The following is a 21,681-nucleotide window of genomic DNA, read 5'->3' as shown; positions in this document are numbered from 1 at the left end:
AATGTCTATTCCTCGCTTGCCCATCGCCGTGGTCGCGTGCCTAGCCATGGCTCTTGCCGGATGCAGCAGTGGATCCACCTCCAAGGGTGACGACGCCAAGAGCTCATCCGAAGTTACCTTGACCAACTGTGGAAACAAGGTGACGTATCCCAAGGTCGCCCAGCGTCTCTATGTCAATGACGGCAACATCATCGCCATGGCTCTCAGCGCGGGGGCCGCTAAGCAGATCGCTGCTGTAAGTTCACTGGGTGACGACAAAACGATTCTTGCTGCCAAGTACGGTTCGCATGTCATTGACAACCTGCATGAGGCTGTCAAGGGGTATCCGACGCTGGAATCGATCATCGCCAACAAGCCCGATGTCGTCGTCGCGGGCTGGAATTATGGATTCTCCGAAGAGGGCAATCTGACTCCGGACAAGCTCCATGAGCGGGGCATTGACAGTTATCTGCTCAGCGAATCCTGTCGACAGAAGGGCAGTGAGAAGGCCCGTGGTGTCATGCAGCCGTGGGACGCCGTTCGCACAGATCTGAGTAACCTGGCTAAGCTCACCGGCAATGAACCGACCGGGAAAAAGGCGGTCAAGGACCTCGACGACCGGCTTGACGCTCTTAACAAGGCTCCGAAGGCTGCGAAAACCCCTGTGGTTTTGCTGTTCGACTCAGCCAAGGACACCGTCCTCACTAGCGGAAATAAGGGCGGACCGCAGGCCATCATCAATGCTGCGGGTGGACAGAATGCAGCCCACGATGTCAACGATACGTGGGTAAGGATCAGCTGGGAGAAAGTGGCGACACTTAAGCCCGACGCCATCGCCTTCGTTGATTACGATGCCCAGCCCTACTCCGAGAAGGTAAAGATCCTGCAATCCAACCCGGCGACCAAAAATCTTGCTGCAGTGCAGAAGAAGCGCTTCCTGAACCTTCCCTACGCCATGTGGACCTCTGGCCCTCTCAACATTGATGCTGCTGAGCACCTGCGGGTCAGCTTGGAGAAGTGGGGGTTGGAACCTAAGTCGTCAATCAAGCCGCAGCTCACCATCCCTGCATCCGTGCCGGGGCACGAGGGCTGAGGAATCGGGGCCGTCCTGCTGCTATAACCCCCGGGATGGCGCTTCGGTTGGTCCTGTGCGGCGATCGGTCTATGTGACCGAGTCCCGTCTCACCTTGACCACAGTGAGGAGATGGGAAGCGATTCGAGCCGATCGCCGGCTTTTTGTCCCGTGCCGGTCGTCAAGACGATACCGGCAAGGAATTCGTCACCAAGCCGATCTCGAAGAGCCTTGAAGTGCTGGAAGTGCCGGGCGGTGGCCGCAACAGCAGACTTCACTTCTACCGCGATAATGCCTGTCGGAGTCTCCACGATGATGTCTACTTCGGCACCTTGGCGATCCCGATAATGGAAAAGTTTAAAGGGTGTTGCCGACCATCCTTGTTGCCGCAGCAACTCACAAACCACGAACTGTTCGAGTAGAGGACCAAGGTGGTCGGCACCCTGCATCGAGCTCAGGTGGGCGGCGTCCATATTTGACAGTGCGGCGTTGAGCCCCGTGTCGGTGAGGAACACTTTGGGACGCTGGATCTGTCGTTTCGTGAGATTGAGGGACCACGCCGGCAAACGGTGGATAAGGAACAAGGATTCCAAGAGATCTGAATAGCGAACCACGGTCCCGCGTGTCACCTTGAGCTTCTGCGCAAGCCTGTCCTGGACCAGCTCGGCCCCGGGGGCAGCCGCCAGCAGTTGGAGTAACTGGCCAAGGATGGGGATTCGGGTCTGTGCCATGTCGGAGGCATCTCGCTGGACCAGTCTGTTGGCGTAGTCCTTGAGCCATGCGGTTCGTACGCGAGGTGACATGGACTGAACGAGTGGGTATCCCCCGACTGTGAGGCGCGTGATGACGTTTGAACGGTCGGCTTCTTGGGCCTTTCTTCGGTCCGGGCTGAGTAACCAACTGACCCAATCCTCCTTATGCCCTTCTAACTCTCCTTGGCTAAATGGATGTAGCCGGGCGGTCATGGCGCGTCCGGCCAAAGAATCCTGGGCGCCGGGAAGTCTCAGCAGGTTTGCTGAGCCAGTGAGTACGAAGCGACCGGGGCGACGGTCGTTATCCACGACGGCCTTGAGCGGAAGGATGAGCTCTGGGCAACGTTGGATCTCGTCAATCACGAGACGCCCCTCTTTGGCCGAGCTAAGGAAGCCCGCCGGATCGTCATGGGCGAACGTGCGGGTTAGGTCATCGTCCATGGTGGTGAATGTGGTGTTGGCGTTGTCGATCATGCCTGTCAATGTCGATTTGCCGACCTGTCGAGCGCCTTCGATGACCACGATTGGTGAGATGTCCAGTAACTCTTGCACCCAAGCTGTGATGTTGCGCTGTAACAGCTGCATGCTAAGACAGTAGCAGTTTGCTACCGCTGAATCAGCAAAACGCCGTGCCTAGAATGACGATTCGCTGTCCTGGAAAGAGCGGTTTGCTGCCGTCAGCGATGACTATTGGTCAACTCGTCGGTCGATGCGATGGCGTTAACGGCGGCCACTGCGATCGCTGATCCACCGCGGCGTCCCAGCAAGGTGAGGTACTCCAAGCCCAGTTTTGAGTCGACGAGGGCCTGCTTGGACTCTGCTGCACCGACGAACCCGACCGGGATACCAACGACGGCTGCTGGGCGAGCGCCGGTCTCTTCGCACACCTCAAGCACTCGAAACAGCGCGGTGGGGGCATTGCCGATAGCGACAATGGCTCCGTCGAGTTTGCCTTCCTCGGTCCACAAGTCCACCGCGGCGCAGGTCTTCGTCATATCTTTCGCCTGAGCGATATCGGCCAAGCGAGGGTCTTTGATGTAGCAGATCGTTTCGTTGTCGCGAGGCAGTCGGGATCGGATAATGCCGGTGGCCGTCATGGAGGAATCACACAGAATTGGTGCACCGTCACCTAAAGCCCTGCGAGCTGCCGTCACTACTGCCGGGGTAAAAGCGATGTCATCGGCGATGGCCGGATCGGCAGCGGCGTGGATCATGCGGACGACAACCCCCTCAACGTCGGTGGGGAAGCGATCCAGGTTCGCCTCAGAGCGAATGATACGGAAGGACTCGCGGTAAATGTCGGATCCGTTGTTGACGTATTCGTGGGCCACGATGCTGCTCCTGACGACGGCGAACACTTGTGGTGGTGATTGTTTGGAAGCGTAACACCGGACCATTGTGCTGTAACGGGTGCGCAACCAAGCTTAGGCAACCCTCGGATACAACTTTAGGAGCGGCTGTGTTTAACTGGTTAACGTACAACTCGAGAATGTCCTGATGACGTGGTTGAAGCCGGGAGGTGCCGGCACGGACGCGCCACTGTGAACGACCCTATGCGGTTCGAAAGTCAGATCTGCCATGCACGTCAGGCCTTTCCAGGACGGGACGCGAATCCCGAGAAAGGAGATGACACCCCATGCATATCGCTGAGGGGGTTCTCTCGCCGGCTCAATGTGCGGTTTGGTATGCCGCAGCTGCACCGTTCGTCGTTCATGGCGGATACCGGGTCGTTAAAGAGGTCAAGGAGCACCCTGAAAACAAGCTTCTGCTAGCTACCGCGGGCGCTTTCACCTTTGTGCTCTCGGCTATCAAACTGCCCAGCGTTACGGGATCGTCCTCGCACCCCACCGGAACAGGAGTTGGGGCGGCACTGTTCAAACCGCCTGTCATGGCCTTCCTGGGGATGATCGTGCTCATCTTCCAGGCCCTGCTCCTGGCCCACGGGGGAATTTCCACCCTGGGAGCCAATACTTTCTCGATGGCTATCGCGGGACCGTGGGCTGGGTACGCCTTTTACAAGCTCACCAAGAAACTTCGCGGGCCTGACGCGTTAGCGATCTTCCTGTGTATGGTCTTCTCCGACTTCATCACCTACGTCGTGACTAGCTTCCAGCTGGCTTTTGCCTTCCCGGATGCAACCGGTGGCTTCTGGGGAGCTGTCGGTAAGTTCCTCGGCATCTTCGCCATAACCCAAGTTCCGCTGGCTCTCATAGAGGGTCTCGTCGGCATCCTGTTGTTCCGTTTCCTTGCCAAGGTCGCCGCCCCGCAGCTCAAACAGCTCGGCGTCCTCGATGACAACCCGGAGGTGGCTCATGCCTGAGAATACTGTTGCTAAGGCCCATCGGGACAGCTCCCTGACTAGCAAGAGTAAGTGGGTAACCCCCGTCATCATCGTCCTCGTGGTTGGCCTTTTCATCATCAGCATGGTCCTGGGTGCCAAGAAGACTAGCGGCGGCGAGGAAGGCTTCGGGGGAACTGACGACGCTGCCGCCGAGGCCGCTGAGAAGGCCGGCGCCAAGAAGTGGATCAAACCGATCTTCGAGCCGAATTCCTCTGAAGTCGAGTCCGGTCTCTTCGCTCTCCAGGCAGCTTTGGGTGCTGGCATAGTTGGATATGCCTTGGGTCGCATGAGTGGCCGTACGAAGGGTCGTGAGGAGGCTGAGCGCGCCTCCGACCTCAACAGTGTCGACGACGTGCCGCAGGCCGCCGTCACCTCTTCGGAGGACACGTCGACTTCGAAGTCATGACAATTACCTCTCTCGACGACGCCGCCTGGGATTCCCCCTGGCGGCGTCGCCCGGTCGGGGAAAAAGTCGCCCTATCGACGGCCCTGCTCCTGACTGCCCTGTGCACTCCGTCAATGGAGGCCTCGCGGTGGGTGAGGTCGGTGGTAGGTTCTGGTATTTGGCCCGGGGCGCTGTTGGCTGGGATCGTCAGTGTGATCGTCGTCCTGGGGCCAGCCCGCATTGCTGGACGGGTACTGTGGCAGGCAGTTGTCGCCCCGCTCGTCTTTCTCGTCATCGGCGGCATCTCCGTTCTCGTCAGCCTTGGATCCACCCCGGTTGGAACGGTTTGGTGGCATGCCGGGGCGTTTAGCATCGGACCTGTTTCCAGCGCCCAGGCGATGTCCCTGATCGAACACGGCGTATGCGGCACCCTCGCCCTCATGGTGCTGGCGGTCACCACGCCGATGGTTGATCTCCTAACCTGGCTTCGGAAATTCCACATCCCTGATCCGTTGTTGGAAATCGCCTCTTTGACCTACCGACTCATCTTCGTGCTACTCGATACCGTTGTCACAGCCAGCGAGGCCCAGCACGCCCGCCTTGGCGATACCCCGGCCGGACGATTCGGCGGGTTCAATAGGCGCATGAACAACACGGCCGCTCTGCTGGGATCAGTCGGAATCCGGGCATGGGCGAGGGCTAACCGTCTCAACGATGGACTCGTTAATCGCGGCTTCGAGGCCGCGCTGGCCACCTTGCCCATCAAACGCACCGGTTCGGTGCGATACAAGATCATCGTCGTCATCGTCATCGCTGTCCTGTGGGTGATCAGTTGGACGACGACCGGAAGGATTTTCAGATGAGTGCCAAGGTCCTGCTGTCGACCGAGCACCTGTACGCCACCCACCCGGGCCGTCCTATGGTACTGACCGACGTTAATGTCTCCTTTCGCGCCGGGGTTCGCGTAGCGATCCTGGGAGCTAATGGATCCGGTAAGACGACCCTCATGCGCTGCCTGTCCGGTTCCCTCAAACCCGCCAAGGGTCACGTCAAGAGGGGCGACATCGTTGTCAGCTACGGGCGCGCTCAACTTCGTGAGCACCGTCGAGCCGTCCAGCTTGTGCTGCAAGACCCTGACGACCAGCTCTTTAGCGCCGATGTCAGCCAGGATGTCTCCTTCGGCCCCATGAATATGGGCCTCAAAGTTGACGAGGTGCGTGACCGGGTCTCCGAGTCCCTAGAACTGCTCGGGGCCAGTCATCTGGCTGAGCGTGCCACGTATCAACTGTCCTATGGTGAGCGCAAGAGGGTCGCGGTTGCCGGTGCCGTGGCCATGCGCCCGGATCTGCTGCTCCTTGATGAGCCCACCGCCGGACTTGACCCGGTTGGAGTCACCCAGATGTTGGAGGCCCTGGATCGGCTGCGCGATCATGGAACAACGGTGGCGATGACTACCCACGACGTCGACCTGGCTCTGGCGTGGGCGCAGGAGGCCCTTGTCGTTGTCGACGGTCAGGTGCACCAAGGACCGATCGGCGAGTTACTTGCCGATGCCGACACCGTGGGACGGGCACACCTGCACCTTCCGTGGCCCCTCGAGCTCGCCCGGCGCCTCGGTGTTCGGGACCTTCCCAGGACGATGGACGACGTCGTGGCGATGCTGTCCGACAATCCCTCGCCAGCTCCCTCGAATTGATGGTTAAAGTGCTGCGCAGCGATCTTGGCAGTCCGGGCGCAGCGGTGGTTCGATGGACCCCATGAACAGGTCATCGTCGAGTGCTGCGCTGCTTGTCGGCGCCGTCGCCGTGCCGATCGCCGTGTGTGCGGTGTTGAGCGCCCTCATTGACGTCTTCGTCCCTCCGGCAGCGGCCCTCGTGCTCGTCCTCGTCATTGTCATCGTTTGTCTGAGAGGGTCGTGGTTGGTCGACGCCCTCGTTATCGTCGTTAGTGCCATCGGCTTCGATTTCTTCCTCACCTACCCCTACCGGAGCATGAAGATCGCCTCGCGTCCCGACATCGAGGTGACGATTGTGCTCTTCGTCGTTGGTGCCGCGATCGCAGGCATTTCGCGGTGGGCACTGACGGCCTCAGATTTGGCTGAGCGACGACAGGGATATGTCACCTACGCTCTGGACGCGAGGTCGGGAGACATGAGTCGTGACGAGGTTGCTCAGCGTCTGGCCGGTCTGGTCGGGGCTGAGGCCGGAGCTTGGGTGGACGGAGCTCCACCTTCCGGGGAAGCTGTCATTCAGGACGCCACCGCCATGCGCACCGACGTCGGTCTGGAGGATCCCTCTCGGGTGGGATTCCCAACCGATCGCTTCATCTGTTTCCCCGCGGCCGGTGGTTACATCCGTATCTCGGCGGCATCGCGCCACGTGCGTCCCACCGCCGAGCAGATGCGGGCTGCCTGCTTACTCGCTTCCCAGATCAGCTGAGTCCGCAGTGGGGGTAGCCGGGCATGTCACTCAGTGCGTTGCCAGGTCCACGCCACGACGGTGCGGGCTGGCTTCCAGCCGTGTAACCGACCGATGACATCGGCGGTTTCGACTCCGAACCTGATGAGATCACCGCCTAGGTCACAGTGCAGGGTCTCCACTAGCATTTCGGCCTCCATAGTGACACCGTGAACGACGAGCCGACCGCCGATGGGAAGTCGTGGCCGGCACTGATTCACCAGGGCCTTGGTGGCTCCACCGCCGATGAACACTGCGTCGGGGTCAGGAAGCCCCTCGGGCAGTCCCTTTGCCAGATCGGCGTCGATCACGTCGAACTGGCCCGGAAGGGTGAGTTCGGACGCGTTAGTACGTGCGTTGGCGGCCCGCTCAGCCTTGCGTTCCAGCCCGATCGCCCGACAGGTTGGGTCAGTGCGGCACCATTCCACCGCGATTGACCCGGCTCCGGTACCGAGGTCCCATAACAGTTGACCAGGCATGGGCCGCAGGGCTGCCAGCGCAACGGCTCGTACCGCGTGCTTGGTGATGAGCCCGTCGTGGGCGAAGTGCTCCTCGGCCAGGCCGGGGGTACGTCCGAGGAGAGAGGTATCAGGATCGTGGGTCATGGGTGAAGCCTAGGCCAGTGCGCAAGCTGGCCCCGGATCCGGGCCAACGCGGGGTGGGGGAGCCGAAGCCCGTGTGACACAATCAAGGGGACTCGCGGGGAGGAATTCGGTGCGAATCCGGAGCGGTCCCGCCACTGTGAGCGTCCCAGCGCAAGCCAGGTCTATCCCGTAAGTCAAGTCGCGGAAACGCCGCGGTACCAAGGGCGCGGACCCGAAGGAGGTCATCCATGCCGCACGCGCGCACTAGTGCCGAACCCGACGACGGACTGTCCACGAGGCAGCGGCGATTACGCCCGGTGCTGGTGGTTAACACCGGTGAGGGTAAGGGGAAAACGACGGCGGCTATGGGAACCGCCCTGCGTGCCTGGCATCAGGGATGGCGAGTTGGGGTCTTTCAGTTCGTGAAATCCGGGCGCTGGCACGTCGGTGAGGAAGATGCTCTTCGGGCGCTCGGACAGCTGCATGAGGAGATCGGCGTCGGAGGGCCGGTCACCTGGGAGGTGATGGGTACCGGGTGGTCTTGGACACGATCCTTTGATGCTGCGGAGAACCCTGAGGCGGCCGCCCGGGAAGGATGGCGCCACGTGTCTGATCTGTTGGCGCACGAGGCCCTCGACTTCTACCTCCTTGACGAATTCACCTACCCAATGGACTGGGGATGGCTCGACGTCGATGAGGTCGTCGAGACTTTGGTCAATCGCCCGGGAACTCAGCACGTCGTCATTACCGGACGTCGAGCACCGGATGCGCTTGTCGAGGTGGCCGATATCGTCACCGAGATGACGAAGATCAAACACCCGTTTGACGTTGGCCAGCGCGGCCAGGCGGGAATCGAGTGGTGATGCGCCTTCCACGAATTCTTATTGCCGCCCCGGCATCGGGTGGTGGCAAAACAACTGTTGCTACCGGTCTCATGGCAGCTCTTCGCGCCAGTGGCCGGACGGTGGCGCCTTTCAAGGTCGGACCGGACTACATCGACCCCGGATACCACTCGATGGCGAGTGGACGTCCCGGTCGCAACCTCGACTCCGTGATGTGCGGTGACGAGCTCATGGCCCCTCTGCTAGCCCACGGTTTCGTCACCCCTGATCCGGCCGATATTGCGGTTATTGAGGGGGTTATGGGGCTGTTCGACGGCCAGCTTGGGACTGGCCGTGGCTCCAGCGCCGAGATCGCCACGACGACCCGAACTCCGGTTGTCGTGGTCGTTGACACCGCGCATGCTTCGCTCACCCATGCCGCCGTCGTGGCTGGTTTGGCGACGTTCGATCCTGACGTCACCGTTGCGGGGGCGATTCTTAACCGGGTGGCCTCACCCCGTCACGGTGCCGAAGTCGCTCGGGGCTTGGCCCAACTGGGTATCCCGGTGCTCGGTCAGATCCCGCGTACCGAGTCGATCTTTGTGCCGTCGCGCCACCTCGGTCTGGTGCCAGCGGGGGAATGGGAAGACTCCGCGACCAAGGTTGCCGGGCTGGGGGGCCTCATTGCCGAATACGTCGATCTTGACGCCGTTATGGATATGGCTGCTACTGCCCCCGACCTCGACGTCGAGCCGTGGGACCCCGCCGCTGCCCTGGAATCCGCCGGCTGGCAAGGTCATCCATTCGGTGAGTCGCCGCTTGTGGGTATGTTCGCCGGACGGGCCTTCACCTTCCGGTACCCCGAGACCACCGAGATGCTGATAGCGGCAGGGTTCCGGGTCGTCGACGTTGATCCCCTTACGGATCGGCGCCTTCCTGACGGCATCCAAGGACTGTATTTGGGAGGCGGCTTTCCTCAGATGCATGCCACCGATTTGGAAACCAACTCGGAGCTGGCGGACGACGTACGGTCCCACGCTGAGGCCGGGATGCCGATTGTCGCCGAGTGCGCCGGGTTGTTGTATCTGTGCCGTCACCTTGACGGGCACGAGATGGCTGGCGTGCTACCGATGGATGCGGCCATGGCAAAGCGGCTCACGATGGGGTACCGCGTCGCTACACGTGACTCCATCAGTGTCGTTGGTCACGAATTTCACCGCACCACGACGACTCCGCTGGCCGACCTCGACCCGGCGTGGCACATCACGATGCCCGACGGCACCGACCGCGCCGAGGGGGCTTTGGGAGATCCGGCGGGGCTGGGCCGGCCCACGATTCAGGCGTCCTACCTGCACCTGCACTGGGCCGGTCAGCCCACCCAAGCAGCGTGGTTTGCCAGCGAGGTGACGAAGTTCCACGAGGGCCGAGGTGATCAAGTCGTTGAGCCCGATCTCAACCATCACGGGGATCGTGACATCGCCGACGGTTTGGTCGACCTGGCCGTCAACGTGCGCGTGAATGAGCCGCCGCAGTGGCTTCGCGACGCCATCATCTCCACCGAGCATGACTGGGCCCGTTACCCCGATGCCACGCCGGGTCGCGAGGCCCTGGCGGCCATGCACGGGGTGCCTACCGACATGGTGCTGCCCACCGCAGGTGCTGCAGAGGCTTTCCCGCTGGTCGCCACCCTCGAACCTCGTCACGCAATCGTCGTCCACCCCCAGTTCACCGAGCCCGAAGCTGCTCTGAGAGCGGCCGGGATTAGCGTCGGTCGGCACATCCTTAACGTGTCCGATGGGTTCGCCCTCGACCCGGACCTCGTCCCCGACGATGCCGACCTCGTCGTCGTCGGGAACCCGACGAATCCCACTGGCAGACTGCACCCGGCTACTGACCTGCTGGCTCTGCGCCGCCCCGGAAGGGTCCTCGTTGTGGACGAGGCCTTCATGGACGCCACCGATGAGTCCCAGTCCCTTATTGGAAGCGATATGGACGACCTCCTCGTCCTGCGCTCCCTGACAAAAACCTACGGTCTGGCTGGAATCCGGGCCGGATATGTCGTCGGTGATTCACAGCTCGTCGCACAGTTGGCAGCTCACCAGACCCCATGGTCGGTGTCGACTCCAGCAATTGCAGCCATGATCGCGTGCACCTGCGAAGAGGCTAGACGTTTTCGGACCCAGTTACGCGATGACATCCCAGCCGCCCGCGCCGACCTCGTCGACAAGCTTAAAGGCCTCGGGCTGAGCGTTGTTGACTCCGAGGCTCCCTTTGTTTTGGTCAACACATCGTCTCTCAGCGGGGATTCGATACGCCAGCCCCTTGCCGAGCGTGGTTTCGCTGTGAGGCGGGGGGAGACGTTCCCCGGGCTCGGGCCTACCTGGATCAGACTCGCAGTCCGTGACTCGAATATTCATGCCGAGCTCGCTCGAGCTATCTCCGATCTGACAGCACACCGCAACTAAGGAATATCAATGATCTACTCCGCAGACCTCGTTCCCGGCACCGTCACTCTCGTCGGAGGTGGCCCTGGTGATCCCGGATTGCTGACCGTCGCGGGATTTGAGGCGGTTCGCCAGGCCGACGTCATACTTTACGACCGGCTCGCTCCAACCGCCATCATGGATGAGAATCCCCAGGCCGAGAGGATCCCGGTCGGTAAGGTGCCGCGCGGGCCTTACGTCCCCCAGGAGCGCACCAACGAACTGCTTATCGAGCACGCCAAAGCTGGGCGTAAGGTGGTGCGCCTCAAAGGCGGCGATTCCTTCGTTTTTGGTCGCGGTGGCGAGGAGTGGCAGGCCTGCGCTGCTGCTGGCGTTCCGGTGCGCATCATCCCCGGCGTCACTTCATGCGTAGCCGGTCCCGAGCTCATGGGGGTTCCGCTGACACATCGTCATATGGTGCAGGGATTTACCGTCGTTTCGGGTCACGTCGCCCCTGGCGATACTCGGTCCGAATTGGACTGGGCCCAGATCGCCAAGACAGGCACTACCCTGGTGATTCTCATGGGAGTGGCCCACATTGGCGACATCGCTACCCGCCTCATGGACGGCGGGTTGGCCGGCGACACACCGGTCGCCATTATTGCTGATGCCTCACTGCCCACCCAGCGTTCTCTGACGACGACCCTCGAGAAGGCAGCCGAAGACATGGCGGAAGCCGAGATCAACCCGCCGGCCATCACCGTCGTCGGCGATGTCGCCGGGCTTGACCTCGACGGGACCCAGGCCCACGTCCCGTCTGATCACTGAAATAGTGCTCCGTGAGGGATTACTGCTCAATCACGGTGGCGATGTGGTTTCCTGTCCACTGCACTGCGTCGTCAACGGTACTGAGCTCATCCCCCCAGCCGGGCGCCGGACCACGTGAGACCATGACGACCTGGACGTCGGTTTCGGCCGCCAACCTGAGTTTAGGGTCGAGACCGGTGCCTCCGGAATCCTTGGAGACGAGGGTAGCCACACCCTGCGAGAAAATCTCTCGCTCGCGGTCGAGGGTGAACGGACCACGCTCCCGCAGTACCTTCCAGCCTGCGGGAAGCTCCTCCTCGGGGGCATCGACGCAGCGCACGATCACCCGACGTGGGCCGAGTCTCAGGTAGTGGCTGACGGGTTGGCGTCCCACTGTCAGCAGGATGACGTCGGGTAAGTCAGCTAAGACTTGAGTAGCACCGTCGTGGTCGTCAACCCAGTGCCAGGTCGCTGCCTCAGGTTGGGTACGCCAGCTTGGTGGTGCCAGCCGTGTCAGCGGAAGGTTGAGGTCGCGGCATGCTTGAGCGGCGTGGCCGTGCATAGCTGCTGCGAAGGGGTGGGAGGCATCCACCATGACCTTGACTTCGTTGTCAGTCAGGAATTCTTTGAGACCGTCGATGCCGCCGAAACCACCCACCCGAGTCGGGCCAGGAACTGGCCGGGGGGACTTCGTGCGCCCCGCTAACGAGCTGCACAGGTCTACCCCCTCATCGATCAATCGGGTGGCTAACTGCCGGGCCTTCGTCGTACCGCCGAGAATGAGGACGTCCATGAGTCCATCAAACCAGCCTGTGGAACAATGAGCCTCAATCGCGGTGGAACACCGGTGTGAATCCGGGACGGTCCCGCCACTGTGACGCCTCTTGGGCGAAGTCAGACCAGAACCGCGCTCACTCACCCCGACCGGGGTGGGACCACTGCGGCGCACGCGCGCGGCGCCCAGGCCTGCGAGGACACAGGCCCGGGGGATGCGGCGGCGTCCCCGACGATGGAGCATGATGGCCCGCCTGCCCGAATCCCTATCCGCCGAAAGCTTGCTTGCACGCACGGTGCGAGGCATCCGAGGAGCTGATGCGAAAGCCTTGGAGGCGGCCCGAGCCCGTCAGCAGTTACTTACCAAACCCGAGGGGTCGCTAGGGCTGTTGGAGGATCTGTCGATTCGATTGGCCGGAATGTACGGGCAGGTGCCAGTGACGGTGCCGAGCCATCCGGTTGTCGGGCTGTTTGCCGGTGATCACGGGGTATGGGCGCAAGGTGTTTCCCCTGATCCTCAGGAGATCACCACCCAGCAGATGATCAATATGGCGGCTGGTGGGGCGGCGATCAGCGTGTTGTCGCGCCAGATGGGTGCACAGCTGTGGATCACTGACGTCGGAGCCCGCCACGAGGTCGACGCCCCGATTCGGCAGCGGTGTGTGCGTCGTGGCACTGACGACATCTCTCAAGGCCCGGCGATGAGCCTTGACGAGGCTGTCGAGGCCCTTGAGGTCGGTATTGAGACTGGGGTGGCGGCCGTCGAGCAGGGGGCTGACATCCTTATCACCGGAGAGATGGGAATCGCTAACACCACCCCGGCGTCGGCCCTCATCAGCGTCTTCACCGGGTTGCCGCCCGCTGAGGTGACCGGGAGGGGAGCTGGGTCGGATGATCGTCGTCACCAGCACAAGATCGGAGTCGTCGCTCGCGCCTTGCAGGTTAATCGACCCGAGGCCAAACATCCGATTGAGGCCTTGGCGAAGGTGGGAGGTTTTGAGCACGCCGCCATGGCCGGTTTTATTCTGGCTGCAGCGTCGTCACGGATCCCCGTGCTCATTGACGGTGTTATCGCTTGTTCTGCCGCCCTGACGGCCACCGCGATCTGTCCTGAAGCGCGAGATTTCATCATCACGAGTCACGCCGGTGCCGAGCCAGGAATCACGGCGTCGACCTCTGCCCTGGGCCTGCCCGCTCTGTTGGACCTTGGTATGAGGCTAGGAGAGGGGTCCGGGGCTATCCTGACCCTACCGATCGTGCAGGCAAGCGCTCACATCCTTAACGAGATGGCCACCTTTGAGGACGCTGAGGTCATCGACATCAAAGTGAGCGGGGAAACCGAGATTCCCGATACCGTCCAGACGAGTGTTCCTCCTTGTCGGATGCTTGTCATTGGGGGTGCCCGCTCGGGAAAATCGACCTTTGCCGAGTCGAGGCTGCCTCGCGATTCCCGTGTCACCTATGTTGCGACCTCCCAGCGCAACCCTGGCGACGCGGAGTGGGAGGAGCGAATCCGCCTGCACCAAGCTCGGCGCCCGGCCACGTGGCAGACTGTCGAGACCACCGACATCGCTTCAGTGCTGCTGGCCGACGACGACTCCCCGGTGCTGGTGGAGTGCCTTGGGGTGTGGATCACTCGGATTCTTGACGAGGTTGGCGCCTGGGCTGCCGCTCCTGGTGACGAAGCCTGGCAGAACGATCTAAGACGCCACGTTAATGACTTGGCCAGCGCCATCCGTGGTACCCGACGTGACGTCATTTTTGTCTCTAACGAGGTGGGGATGGGGGTCGTGCCCGACACCCCGGCTGGACGGCTCTTCCGCGACGAGTTGGGGCGACTCAACGCCGCCGTCGGGGAAGCATGCGACGAGGTGTGGATGTGTGTGGCCGGAATCCCCAAGAGGTGGGCATGACGGACGAGCAGCATCCGGATCTTGGGAGACTCGGGCCACTGCGTGGAGTTGCTGAGGCTTTGTCTCTCTTTACGATCTTGCCCGGGCCATATCTGAACGACATTGACCGTCCACTAGCCCGTCGTGCCATTACCGCCTTCCCGTGGCTGGGTCTGTGTCTGGGCGTGGTGGCGGGAGGGATCGTCGCCCTGGTCCTGGGACTGGGGGCCGGGCCGTGGCTTGCCGGAGTGCTAGCGCTGGGCTGGCTTGCCGGCGCAACGGGCGGCTTCCATCTCGACGGGGTCGCTGACACCGCAGATGGTTTGGGATCCCGGGCGGCGCCGGAGAAGGCTCTCATGATCATGAAGAAGTCCGATATCGGGCCGATGGGTGTCATGAGTATCGTGCTGCTGCTACTTGTTGACGCGGCCGCTGTGGTGAGTCTGGCTGGGACAGCTGGCTCGGGGGCATGGTGGCGCGTGGCGATTCTGGTGGGACTTGGCCCTGCGCTGGCTCGTGCGGCGATCCTTCTCGCGACGATGACCGAAGTGCCGTGTGCCCGTCCGGGCGGGTTCGGGTCTTTAGTTGCGGGAGTGACGACGCCGAGGTCTGCGGCGATCAACCTCACGGTGTTGGGATGCGTGTGTGCCTTAGCCGGATTGGTGGCTGGAGGCTGGATGTGGTGCTTGGTAACGGTCAGCTGTGCCGCGCTGACCTTGCTTATCGCGCGAGGATGGATTCATCACCTAGTGCGACGCCTATCCGGGATGACGGGTGACACATTTGGAAGCATTAATGAGGTGACGCAGATGACGTTTTGGGTCCTGACGGCGTTGACCGTGGCGGTGGTGTCATGATCGATGATCTTGGTGTGAAGGCTTCGGTAGCGAGACCTGTCCAGCGGGTGGTGAGCTTAGTGCCGTCGATTACCGAAGCTATCGCGATGACTTGTCCACATGTCTTGGTGGGTTGTACCGATTACTGCATCCGTCCGACCCATCTCGAAGAAATCGTCGGGCACGAAGTGGTTAGGGTGAGGGGCACCAAGAACCCGGATCGCAAGGCGATCATCGACCTTCGACCGGACCTCGTGGTGGCCAACCAGGAGGAGAACCGCGAGCACGACGTCACCTTGTTACGCGAGGCTGGGGTGGCAGTGTGGGTGACGCGCATCGACACCGTTGAGGAGGCCATCTCCAGCTTGACGAGGTTGTTCGAGGAAGGCTTTGGCGTCAGGTGCCCACAGTGGCTGGAGGAAGCCGGTCGGGAATGGCGCGAACCGTGCCGCGGTGAGGTACTTTCGGCTGTGACGGCGGTCTGGCGGGATCCCTGGATCTGCGTGGGGAAGGACACCTACATCTCTGATGTGCTCAGGCGGGTCGGGATAGAGTTGGTCGACCTGCCGGGGGAGTCCCGGTATCCCCACGTCGAGCTGACTGACATCGCTGCGGCCCATCCGGATCGCGTTATTCTTCCTGACGAGCCATACCACTTCGGTCCTGACGATGTATCCGCCTTTCCTGGCCTCGACGTGCGTCTTGTCGATGGCCAGAAGCTCGCGTGGTACGGGCCGTCCATGGTGGGTGCGCGTCGCTACCTCGCCTCGGCATTGAGGTGATTGACGCCGCATCGGCGATATGTGCCACAATGTTCCACGTCGCCGCGAGGTGACATGCCTCTGTAGCTCAGTTGGTAGAGCGCCGCTCTTGTAAAGCGATGGTCGCGGGTTCGATTCCTGTCAGAGGCTCCATACTCCTTAGCTAGAGTCGTGATGACGTTAGGTCATCATGGCGGTGCCGACGCCCGAGCATCAGCGCCGCCATGATGAGTCTCGGTGTGTTACTTCGCCCGGTCAAGGGTGGAAACGTTTCGTCCGTTACGTAGCGCGATTTCGGGGTGTCTGTCGTTGATCACCTTGAATGAATCCTTCGTCACCTCCAGGTAAAGCTCATGGACTTTCTCTCCTTTGAGGTATCCCTTCATGAAAGGCGAAAAATCCGGGTCTTTGAGATAGGAGTCAGGAACCTCGATGGCTGCGTCGTAGTACCGTGGGGTGCTCGTGAGCCCACGTTCCCGGTGGCTCAGCATTGACAAGGTCGTCTTGAGGCGGCCGTCAATCGAGTGGAGCTTTACCGGATATTTTTTCTCACCCACCGTGAGCTCGATCGTTCGGGTCGTCGATTGGTAGGCGAAGTCTTTGATGTTGATGTTCGCCTTGCCCTGCAGATTTCCCGAGTAGTTGAGCCCGCTGGCAGATCCGAGATCCACTTTCGACGTATCGCGCTGTGGGTTGTCAAGGGGCTTGCCCTTGAGATTCTGACCGGTGGGAACGAACTTCCAGGCTTTCGCGTCAATCATCTTGGACCAGTAACCGGTATGACCCTCACGACGTCCCTCGACACGAAGTTCCCGGTTCTGGGATCCGGGAGCGGTTGACACCACGGTAAGCCTGTCGGTGATCTCGCCGGGGATCTTCGGCTGATGCTTCCACCCGGCCGGTGGAAGTTTGATGGCAGCGTAGCGAGGATCGACCTTGCCCTGCAGCCACGTGGAAGGACTGGGAAGATTACTCTGGTCCTGCCAGGTGTAGCGGAACTGGGCGGGATCGGTCCCGGCGATGTCGTAGTCCCAGAGCCTCGTGAACATGTCGCCGTGATCATTCGTGATCAGCGCCACTGACCCCGACGCGGACATGGAATGCACACGGAACCTCGAGTTGTACGGGGTTGAAGCCTCGAAGGAGTAGTCGTTCGGCAGCCAGGGATCGTGCTGGTAAATGTGAGCTCCGTCTTTGGAGACCATCATGATTTCGGTGCACATCGCCAACGAGATTGGGTGATCATGACCGTCGACACCGCGATAGGTGCGGTCGGTCTGGTTGTCGATGAGGGACAGGGCCCACCAACCTTGGTCGTGGTTGTCGAGCTTGAGCCCACGGCCAAACCAGAATGGGCTGCCCCATGCTCGGAACCAGCCCCAGTCCTTAGGAGAGGAGAGCAAATTATTAAGGCTATACACCCAACCGTTGGAATCGACAGCGGCCAGCATGGCGTCATTGACGGAGATGGCTGAGATATGTCCGTCGAGGCAGGATGGCGTGTCGATGTGACGCCACTGATTCTCGGATTGGAAACGTCCGTACACTTTGCCGTCACGCAGGGCGAAATCCATGCGCTGGTTGAAACCCTCGGTGTTGTCACGCATCACAATCTTGCTGGGCAGATCGGAGCGGCTGGTGGAATCCATTCGTTGCCAACCGTCAGTTCCCCAGTTTGGTGGGATGACTCCGAGGGGGAGTTGTCCCGAGCTACCGGGGCGCCCGGAGAAGGGCACACACGTCATGGGACCAACGTGTTGGCTCTGTGCCCCCTGCGATGGTCCAGACGCGAGAGCGGACTGAGTAGGAATCATGGTGCTGAGGCCGGAGGTAGCCATGATTGCAGCCACCGCAAACGTGAGTAGTTTGTGTGATTTCATACGAACCGTGTCCTTGGTGAGTAGCTACGTTCTAACTTTGATCGTTTTGGTCATTCGCTGAATGGCAACGGCGTGCACTGGATGGTGTGTGCGTGAGTCGGGTTGAGTTCGTTATCGACCATGTGGGTGACGTTCGGGTCGTCAGTGATATTGCCGTGTTCGGGATAAGAATTACTGGATACTGACCCGCCTTGGGTCGGCAATGGATATTGATGTCGCCACGGCAGACGGGGCTGGCATGGCGGTGGCGATGAGCGGCACGAGGGTCGCAGCGAGCATTAGGGGTCGCTTTGTGATGAGCATTGCTGGTGTCTCCCTTGTCACCAAACAGACGAAGTGCGTGCAACCATTTTGTTGTAGGTTGTGTCAACGATTGGCTCTTAATAGGACATCATTCGACGTCAGTTAATCGTGGATATACGGTGAACCTATGGTGGATGCTGCGATTGACGACTCATGGTGCCTCAAAATGTCTGTTTTGATCACGGTACCATCCTTAGACAAGGGTTTTGGTTGCCGCTGGTTATTGGCCGAGACGCTACCACGCAAGTGGCTCATCTATAGGGTTCCACATGGGTTCACCGGTGACCCGCGGAGGATGGCCTTATCGCTTGAATGATTTCTGACGTTTCCTGCGACACCGACCGCGGAGGCTATTACAACCCCAACTCATCCCGGGACGGAGGTGTTGGTGCCCCCACAGGAGGGGCGATGCGGCGGTGGCTAATCGTGGATGCCGTTGCCGTTCGCGTGGCCTCGTCTGGGTCATCGCTCACCTCCTCTGCGGTGACAACGGCCGTCACACCGTCGGACGACGATCCTCGTGCCGGAGCCGGGTCCCAACCGCCAGCGCGGCGCTGTATCAGGATGGCGCTACCAAGGATGGTGGCACCGATGAGGGCGAGAATGATGGATCCTGAGACGGTGCCGGTTCGGGCCCCGTATCCGATGAGTATCCCGAACCACCCGAAATCGGCATCGCCAAAGGTTGTATTGGCTGAACTGAATGGCCCAAGAACTTTGAGGAGGAAAGCTGGCAGGAAGGTCACGAGTAGACCATTGACGAAAGCTCCCGCGACCGCGCCGCGTCGTCCGCCAGTTGCATTTCCGTAGACCCCGGCAGCCCCACCGGTAAAGAAGTGGGGTACAAGCCCGGGCAGGATCAGAGCGAGCCCCCATGCCGGCCCGAGCACGGTCGCGAGGATTGTTAGCCCGACCAGCCCTCCGATGAACGACGACATAAATCCGATGAGGACAGCATTCTGAGCGTAGGGAAAGACGATGGGACAGTCGAGTGCTGGGATGGCGCCGGGGACCACCTTGCTGGCGATTCCCTGGAAGGCAGGGATGAGCTCACCGAGGATGGTGCGGACGCCAAAGAGAATGACGGCCACCGCGATGCCGAACTCGAGCCCTTGAGTAACCGACGCCATGATGTAGTTTCCAGTGCCGGTTGCTGGCTTTGAGAACGTCTGGAATGCGGCCTTCTCGCCACGGCGAGCCAGGAAAACGATGGCAACGACGACGTACATAAGAACCATTGATAGTGCCGTGGCCACCATGGAGTCTCGGAGGAACCGCAGACCCTCGGGAACTTTTATGTTCTCGGTTGACTGGCTTTTCCCGTGCGGATCGACCAAGCGGCCGGTGGCGGCAGCGGCGATATAGGCCGAGGTGCCAAAGTGCCCGATGGCGATGTCCTCCCCGCCGGTGATCTTTCGTGTGAAGGGGTGAGCCAAGGCAGGAAGGCTCACCATAAGCACCCCCAGCAGCAATGAGCCAAGCCCGATGACGATGGAAGTGGGCATCGATGTCGATGCCATGACGATGGTGATGAGGGTCGCCATGAACAGCATGTGATGCCCGGTGAGGAACACGTAGTGAAGTGGGGTGATGCGGGCCAGTACCAACGAGATGAGAAACCCCGCGAGCATGATCCATGCGACCTGGGATCCAAATTGTTGTTGGGCGATGCCAGCGATCGCCTCATTGGTGGGTACGACGCCCTGAGCCCCCAGCGCTCCCTCGATCATCTTTCCCAGCGGCCCGAGAGAGTTGACAACTAGCCCTGCTCCGGCCCCAATGAGGAGGAAACCGAGGGTGGCTTTAATAGCAGCACCGGCGATCTGGCCGATGGATTTGCGCATAGCTGCCAGTCCGACGGCCGTAATGATGCCGATGAGGAAGGCGGGCACGCTGAGGATCTCGTTTACGAGGAATTGGACGATGGCCAGGGCGATGTTCATGAGGTTAGTCTCCGGGGATGATGTAGGCGTGGCGACTGATGGTCAGCGATTAGACGTCGTAAATGCGGCGTAACGCAGCATCGACCTGCGACACTGATGTGAAATCGTCGATGACTTCGACGGGAATGGATAGCTCACCGAGAGTTTGAGCAATGGCTCCCGACGTCAAAATGGCGTCTGCTTCGCTGCAGCGCCCTCTTGCAGAGATGGTGTCGGTTGCCTCAACTGACAGGTAAGGGGTCCACGCCCAAGCATCAAGGACTTGCTCAGTGGTGTTTTTGAGAAACAGACTGGTGCCTAGTCCGTTGCCGCAGACCGTGAGCAAGAGATTCTGGGATGTCGATGCCTCAGCTGAACGGTGTCCGGCCTCGTTGGAGAGGATCGACACGACCTCCTGGGGAGTCGTCGCAGTGTCGAGGGCGTTGCGTCTGTTTGGATCGGCCAGTGCGCTCGCCAACGCGGCCAGAACATTTTGGTGGGCAGAGGCGTCTGTGGCTGCGAGTCCTGCTACTAGCGTTACAGGATCGTTCGTCTCATGGCCGAATGCCACCGGTTCGTCAAGACGTATCCACGACATGCCTGTCCGCAGCACTGAGGAGTCCGGTCTGGCATGGGCCAGTGCAAATCCAGGGGCGACGACGATGTAAGGACCATTTTTCTCGAGATTATCGATCATGGCCTGCGTGTATCTGGGGGTAGCGATGTCGGTGGCCACCAGCAGATGCCCGACGGCCTGGAGAGCTTCTCGCCAATCTTTGACGTGTGCGTCCAGACGAATGGCGGCTGGAGGCAGGAGGTCTGTCAGGTCAATCACCGTGGGGCCTTTCCATCGCTGTGGGAGCCATAGCGTACGCCCTCGTGAGGGTAGAAGGCCACGGCTTTCAGGCCACTACCTGTTTCCAGTGGTCGCGGTGGTTCAGCATTGTGTGGGCGGCTTCTTGGGCGGCCTTGATGGAATGGTTGGCTCCCCATCCGCACTGTACTTCGTTAGCGGCGGGGCTGGTGTTGAGCTTGAGGATGTCGCGCAGGGTGGCCACGACGAGTCCCTAGTGCCCTGATACTTGAATACGTTTCAGATATCTGGCGATGGGTTCGAGGATGTCTTCGACGGTCTTAGCTCAGATAAAGGGCTTGGAGTTTTCGGTTCATGCTTTGGCCCAGTTTGCAGAAATCTCTTTCTAGGGATTGGACGGTGTGGTGATCGGGGCGTTGGAGGAGACCGCGGATGATGTCGGCGATGAGTCGCTCGATCTGGTTTATCTGCGATGAGTATGTCGGAGTGAAGTGAATATGGGATCAGGATGCTTGGCTAGTTGCGTCTTTACTGAAGAGTGTTTGTGGGTGGCGTAATTATCGCATGCTACGTACACGTCCACATGCTTGGAGGTGGTCTTGTCGATCTTCTGGAGGAATTTCTTAGGCTCTTCTGCTCGGTGGTGCCAGTGGATCGAGGGGATCACCGTTCCGTCGTAAACATTCAGTGCGGCGAACAAGCTCACTGCCTGGCGGTGTGGTCAATCGTTTCGACGAGCTGACGAAGAGCCTGGCTGGGCGCGGATCGGCTGGTGGTTGGCTAATGATCCGGGCTTGGTGTGAGTGTGACCCGGGTATCGGTGAGCGTGATCTCACCCTTGGCATGCAGCAGCGGAATCAGCGCTGACATGAATGGTGC

The 21,681-nt window shown here is 60.8% G+C and carries 22 protein-coding genes, 1 tRNA gene, 1 pseudogene and 2 riboswitches; of the genes and pseudogenes, 15 read left to right on the top strand and 9 right to left on the bottom strand.

Translation table 11 applies throughout. The features are described from left to right. Position 1: 1 nt before the first annotated feature. Positions 2-1,072 carry an ABC transporter substrate-binding protein gene (locus ACOYO3_RS10125; RefSeq protein WP_002515093.1) on the top strand — a complete coding sequence of 357 codons (1,071 nt, stop codon included), beginning with the start codon at positions 2-4 and terminating at the stop codon, positions 1,070-1,072. An 89-nt stretch (positions 1,073-1,161) separates the two neighbouring features. Here ACOYO3_RS10125 and ACOYO3_RS10120 read toward each other — a convergent pair whose 3' ends face one another. Then, entirely contained in the window at positions 1,162-2,388 is a 1,227-nt protein-coding gene (locus tag ACOYO3_RS10120; protein WP_002524708.1) for an ATP-binding protein, read from the bottom strand. A 92-nt stretch (positions 2,389-2,480) separates the two neighbouring features. Continuing rightward, positions 2,481-3,161, bottom strand: coding sequence for a precorrin-8X methylmutase (locus ACOYO3_RS10115; RefSeq protein WP_002518758.1), 681 nt, complete (start codon positions 3,159-3,161; stop codon positions 2,481-2,483). Positions 3,162-3,439: 278 nt separating this feature from the next. Here ACOYO3_RS10115 and ACOYO3_RS10110 point away from each other — a divergent pair, with 278 nt between their 5' ends. The 5 genes from ACOYO3_RS10110 to ACOYO3_RS10090 are packed head-to-tail and all read left to right on the top strand — an operon-like array spanning position 3,440 to position 6,967. Then, entirely contained in the window at positions 3,440-4,123 is a 684-nt protein-coding gene (locus ACOYO3_RS10110) for an energy-coupling factor ABC transporter permease (protein ID WP_002515090.1), read from the top strand. Then, complete coding sequence (locus ACOYO3_RS10105; RefSeq protein WP_002515088.1) at positions 4,116-4,550, top strand: energy-coupling factor ABC transporter substrate-binding protein; 435 nt, start codon at positions 4,116-4,118, stop codon at positions 4,548-4,550. Before ACOYO3_RS10110 ends, ACOYO3_RS10105 begins: the two co-directional genes overlap by 8 nt. Continuing rightward, on the top strand, positions 4,547-5,392 hold the full coding sequence (gene cbiQ, locus ACOYO3_RS10100) for a cobalt ECF transporter T component CbiQ (protein ID WP_002515095.1): 846 nt from the start codon (positions 4,547-4,549) through the stop codon (positions 5,390-5,392). The genes ACOYO3_RS10105 and cbiQ overlap by 4 nt, the downstream gene beginning before the upstream one ends. Beyond that, positions 5,389-6,225, top strand: a complete 837-nt coding sequence (locus ACOYO3_RS10095) for an energy-coupling factor ABC transporter ATP-binding protein (RefSeq protein WP_002524709.1) — start codon at positions 5,389-5,391, stop codon at positions 6,223-6,225. The genes cbiQ and ACOYO3_RS10095 overlap by 4 nt, the downstream gene beginning before the upstream one ends. 52 nt (positions 6,226-6,277) lie before the next feature. Further along, entirely contained in the window at positions 6,278-6,967 is a 690-nt protein-coding gene (locus ACOYO3_RS10090; protein ID WP_002524710.1) for a DUF4118 domain-containing protein, read from the top strand. 26 nt (positions 6,968-6,993) lie between these two features. On the opposite strand, the gene cbiT is transcribed toward ACOYO3_RS10090, so the two are convergent. Further along, complete coding sequence (cbiT, locus tag ACOYO3_RS10085; RefSeq protein WP_002515098.1) at positions 6,994-7,590, bottom strand: precorrin-6Y C5,15-methyltransferase (decarboxylating) subunit CbiT; 597 nt, start codon at positions 7,588-7,590, stop codon at positions 6,994-6,996. Between the two features lie 89 nt (positions 7,591-7,679). After that, positions 7,680-7,765: riboswitch (adenosylcobalamin (AdoCbl) riboswitch) on the top strand. Between the two features lie 52 nt (positions 7,766-7,817). Between cbiT and cobO the strand changes: the two genes are divergently transcribed. Genes cobO through cobA form a run of 3 tightly spaced genes read left to right on the top strand, consistent with a single transcriptional unit; the run spans position 7,818 to position 11,641 of the window. After that, positions 7,818-8,432, top strand: a complete 615-nt coding sequence (cobO, locus tag ACOYO3_RS10080; protein ID WP_002515069.1) for a cob(I)yrinic acid a,c-diamide adenosyltransferase — start codon at positions 7,818-7,820, stop codon at positions 8,430-8,432. Continuing rightward, complete coding sequence (locus ACOYO3_RS10075; protein WP_032500604.1) at positions 8,432-10,855, top strand: cobyrinate a,c-diamide synthase; 2,424 nt, start codon at positions 8,432-8,434, stop codon at positions 10,853-10,855. The genes cobO and ACOYO3_RS10075 overlap by 1 nt, the downstream gene beginning before the upstream one ends. Before the next feature lie 9 nt (positions 10,856-10,864). Then, positions 10,865-11,641, top strand: coding sequence for a uroporphyrinogen-III C-methyltransferase (cobA, locus tag ACOYO3_RS10070; protein ID WP_002515085.1), 777 nt, complete (start codon positions 10,865-10,867; stop codon positions 11,639-11,641). A gap of 19 nt (positions 11,642-11,660) precedes the next feature. Here cobA and ACOYO3_RS10065 read toward each other — a convergent pair whose 3' ends face one another. Continuing rightward, positions 11,661-12,413 (bottom strand): cobalt-precorrin-6A reductase, encoded by a 753-nt coding sequence (locus ACOYO3_RS10065; RefSeq protein WP_427305872.1) that lies wholly within the window; start codon positions 12,411-12,413, stop codon positions 11,661-11,663. A gap of 26 nt (positions 12,414-12,439) precedes the next feature. Next, a riboswitch (adenosylcobalamin (AdoCbl) riboswitch) is annotated at positions 12,440-12,555 on the top strand. Between the two features lie 81 nt (positions 12,556-12,636). Here ACOYO3_RS10065 and cobT point away from each other — a divergent pair. The 4 genes from cobT (at position 12,637) to ACOYO3_RS10045 (ending at position 16,036) form a co-directional block, all read left to right on the top strand. Further along, complete coding sequence (gene cobT / locus ACOYO3_RS10060) at positions 12,637-14,307, top strand: nicotinate-nucleotide--dimethylbenzimidazole phosphoribosyltransferase (RefSeq protein ID WP_002524712.1); 1,671 nt, start codon at positions 12,637-12,639, stop codon at positions 14,305-14,307. Continuing rightward, the gene (locus tag ACOYO3_RS10055; protein WP_002524713.1) at positions 14,304-15,143 is read left to right on the top strand and encodes an adenosylcobinamide-GDP ribazoletransferase; all 840 of its coding nucleotides are present in this window, start codon (positions 14,304-14,306) and stop codon (positions 15,141-15,143) included. The genes cobT and ACOYO3_RS10055 overlap by 4 nt, the downstream gene beginning before the upstream one ends. Continuing rightward, complete coding sequence (locus ACOYO3_RS10050; protein ID WP_002516675.1) at positions 15,140-15,904, top strand: helical backbone metal receptor; 765 nt, start codon at positions 15,140-15,142, stop codon at positions 15,902-15,904. The genes ACOYO3_RS10055 and ACOYO3_RS10050 overlap by 4 nt, the downstream gene beginning before the upstream one ends. Positions 15,905-15,960: 56 nt before the next feature. Then, a tRNA-Thr gene (locus tag ACOYO3_RS10045) sits at positions 15,961-16,036 on the top strand. An 89-nt stretch (positions 16,037-16,125) separates the two neighbouring features. Here ACOYO3_RS10045 and ACOYO3_RS10040 read toward each other — a convergent pair. Both ACOYO3_RS10040 and ACOYO3_RS10035 read right to left on the bottom strand, forming a co-directional pair. Then, on the bottom strand, positions 16,126-17,532 hold the full coding sequence (locus ACOYO3_RS10040; protein WP_002516716.1) for a hypothetical protein: 1,407 nt from the start codon (positions 17,530-17,532) through the stop codon (positions 16,126-16,128). A 281-nt stretch (positions 17,533-17,813) separates the two neighbouring features. Beyond that, positions 17,814-17,966 carry a hypothetical protein gene (locus ACOYO3_RS10035; protein WP_002517338.1) on the bottom strand — a complete coding sequence of 51 codons (153 nt, stop codon included), beginning with the start codon at positions 17,964-17,966 and terminating at the stop codon, positions 17,814-17,816. Positions 17,967-18,193: 227 nt separating this feature from the next. On the opposite strand from ACOYO3_RS10035, the gene ACOYO3_RS10030 reads away from it, so the two are divergent. Beyond that, positions 18,194-18,382: a hypothetical protein gene (locus ACOYO3_RS10030; RefSeq protein ID WP_002518762.1), complete on the top strand. Its 189-nt coding sequence runs from the start codon at positions 18,194-18,196 to the stop codon at positions 18,380-18,382. 37 nt (positions 18,383-18,419) lie between these two features. Here the strand turns inward: ACOYO3_RS10030 and ACOYO3_RS10025 are convergent, their stop codons facing one another. The 3 genes and pseudogenes from ACOYO3_RS10025 to ACOYO3_RS10015 all read right to left on the bottom strand — a co-directional run. After that, positions 18,420-20,009 (bottom strand): PTS ascorbate transporter subunit IIC, encoded by a 1,590-nt coding sequence (locus tag ACOYO3_RS10025; RefSeq protein ID WP_002524714.1) that lies wholly within the window; start codon positions 20,007-20,009, stop codon positions 18,420-18,422. 49 nt (positions 20,010-20,058) lie between these two features. Then, positions 20,059-20,823, bottom strand: a complete 765-nt coding sequence (locus ACOYO3_RS10020) for a PTS sugar transporter subunit IIA (protein ID WP_002516685.1) — start codon at positions 20,821-20,823, stop codon at positions 20,059-20,061. A gap of 67 nt (positions 20,824-20,890) precedes the next feature. After that, positions 20,891-21,052 (bottom strand): annotated as a pseudogene (locus ACOYO3_RS10015) (S-ribosylhomocysteine lyase); the annotation flags it as partial. A 467-nt stretch (positions 21,053-21,519) separates the two neighbouring features. Here ACOYO3_RS10015 and ACOYO3_RS10010 point away from each other — a divergent pair. Next, positions 21,520-21,669, top strand: coding sequence for a hypothetical protein (locus ACOYO3_RS10010; RefSeq protein WP_002530596.1), 150 nt, complete (start codon positions 21,520-21,522; stop codon positions 21,667-21,669). Positions 21,670-21,681: the final 12 nt, after the last annotated feature.

Origin of the sequence: Cutibacterium sp. KBN10P07758 (assembly GCF_050286205.1) — a bacterium.
Lineage (GTDB): Bacteria > Actinomycetota > Actinomycetes > Propionibacteriales > Propionibacteriaceae > Cutibacterium > Cutibacterium acnes.
This window is presented reverse-complemented; position numbering and strand designations above follow the sequence as displayed.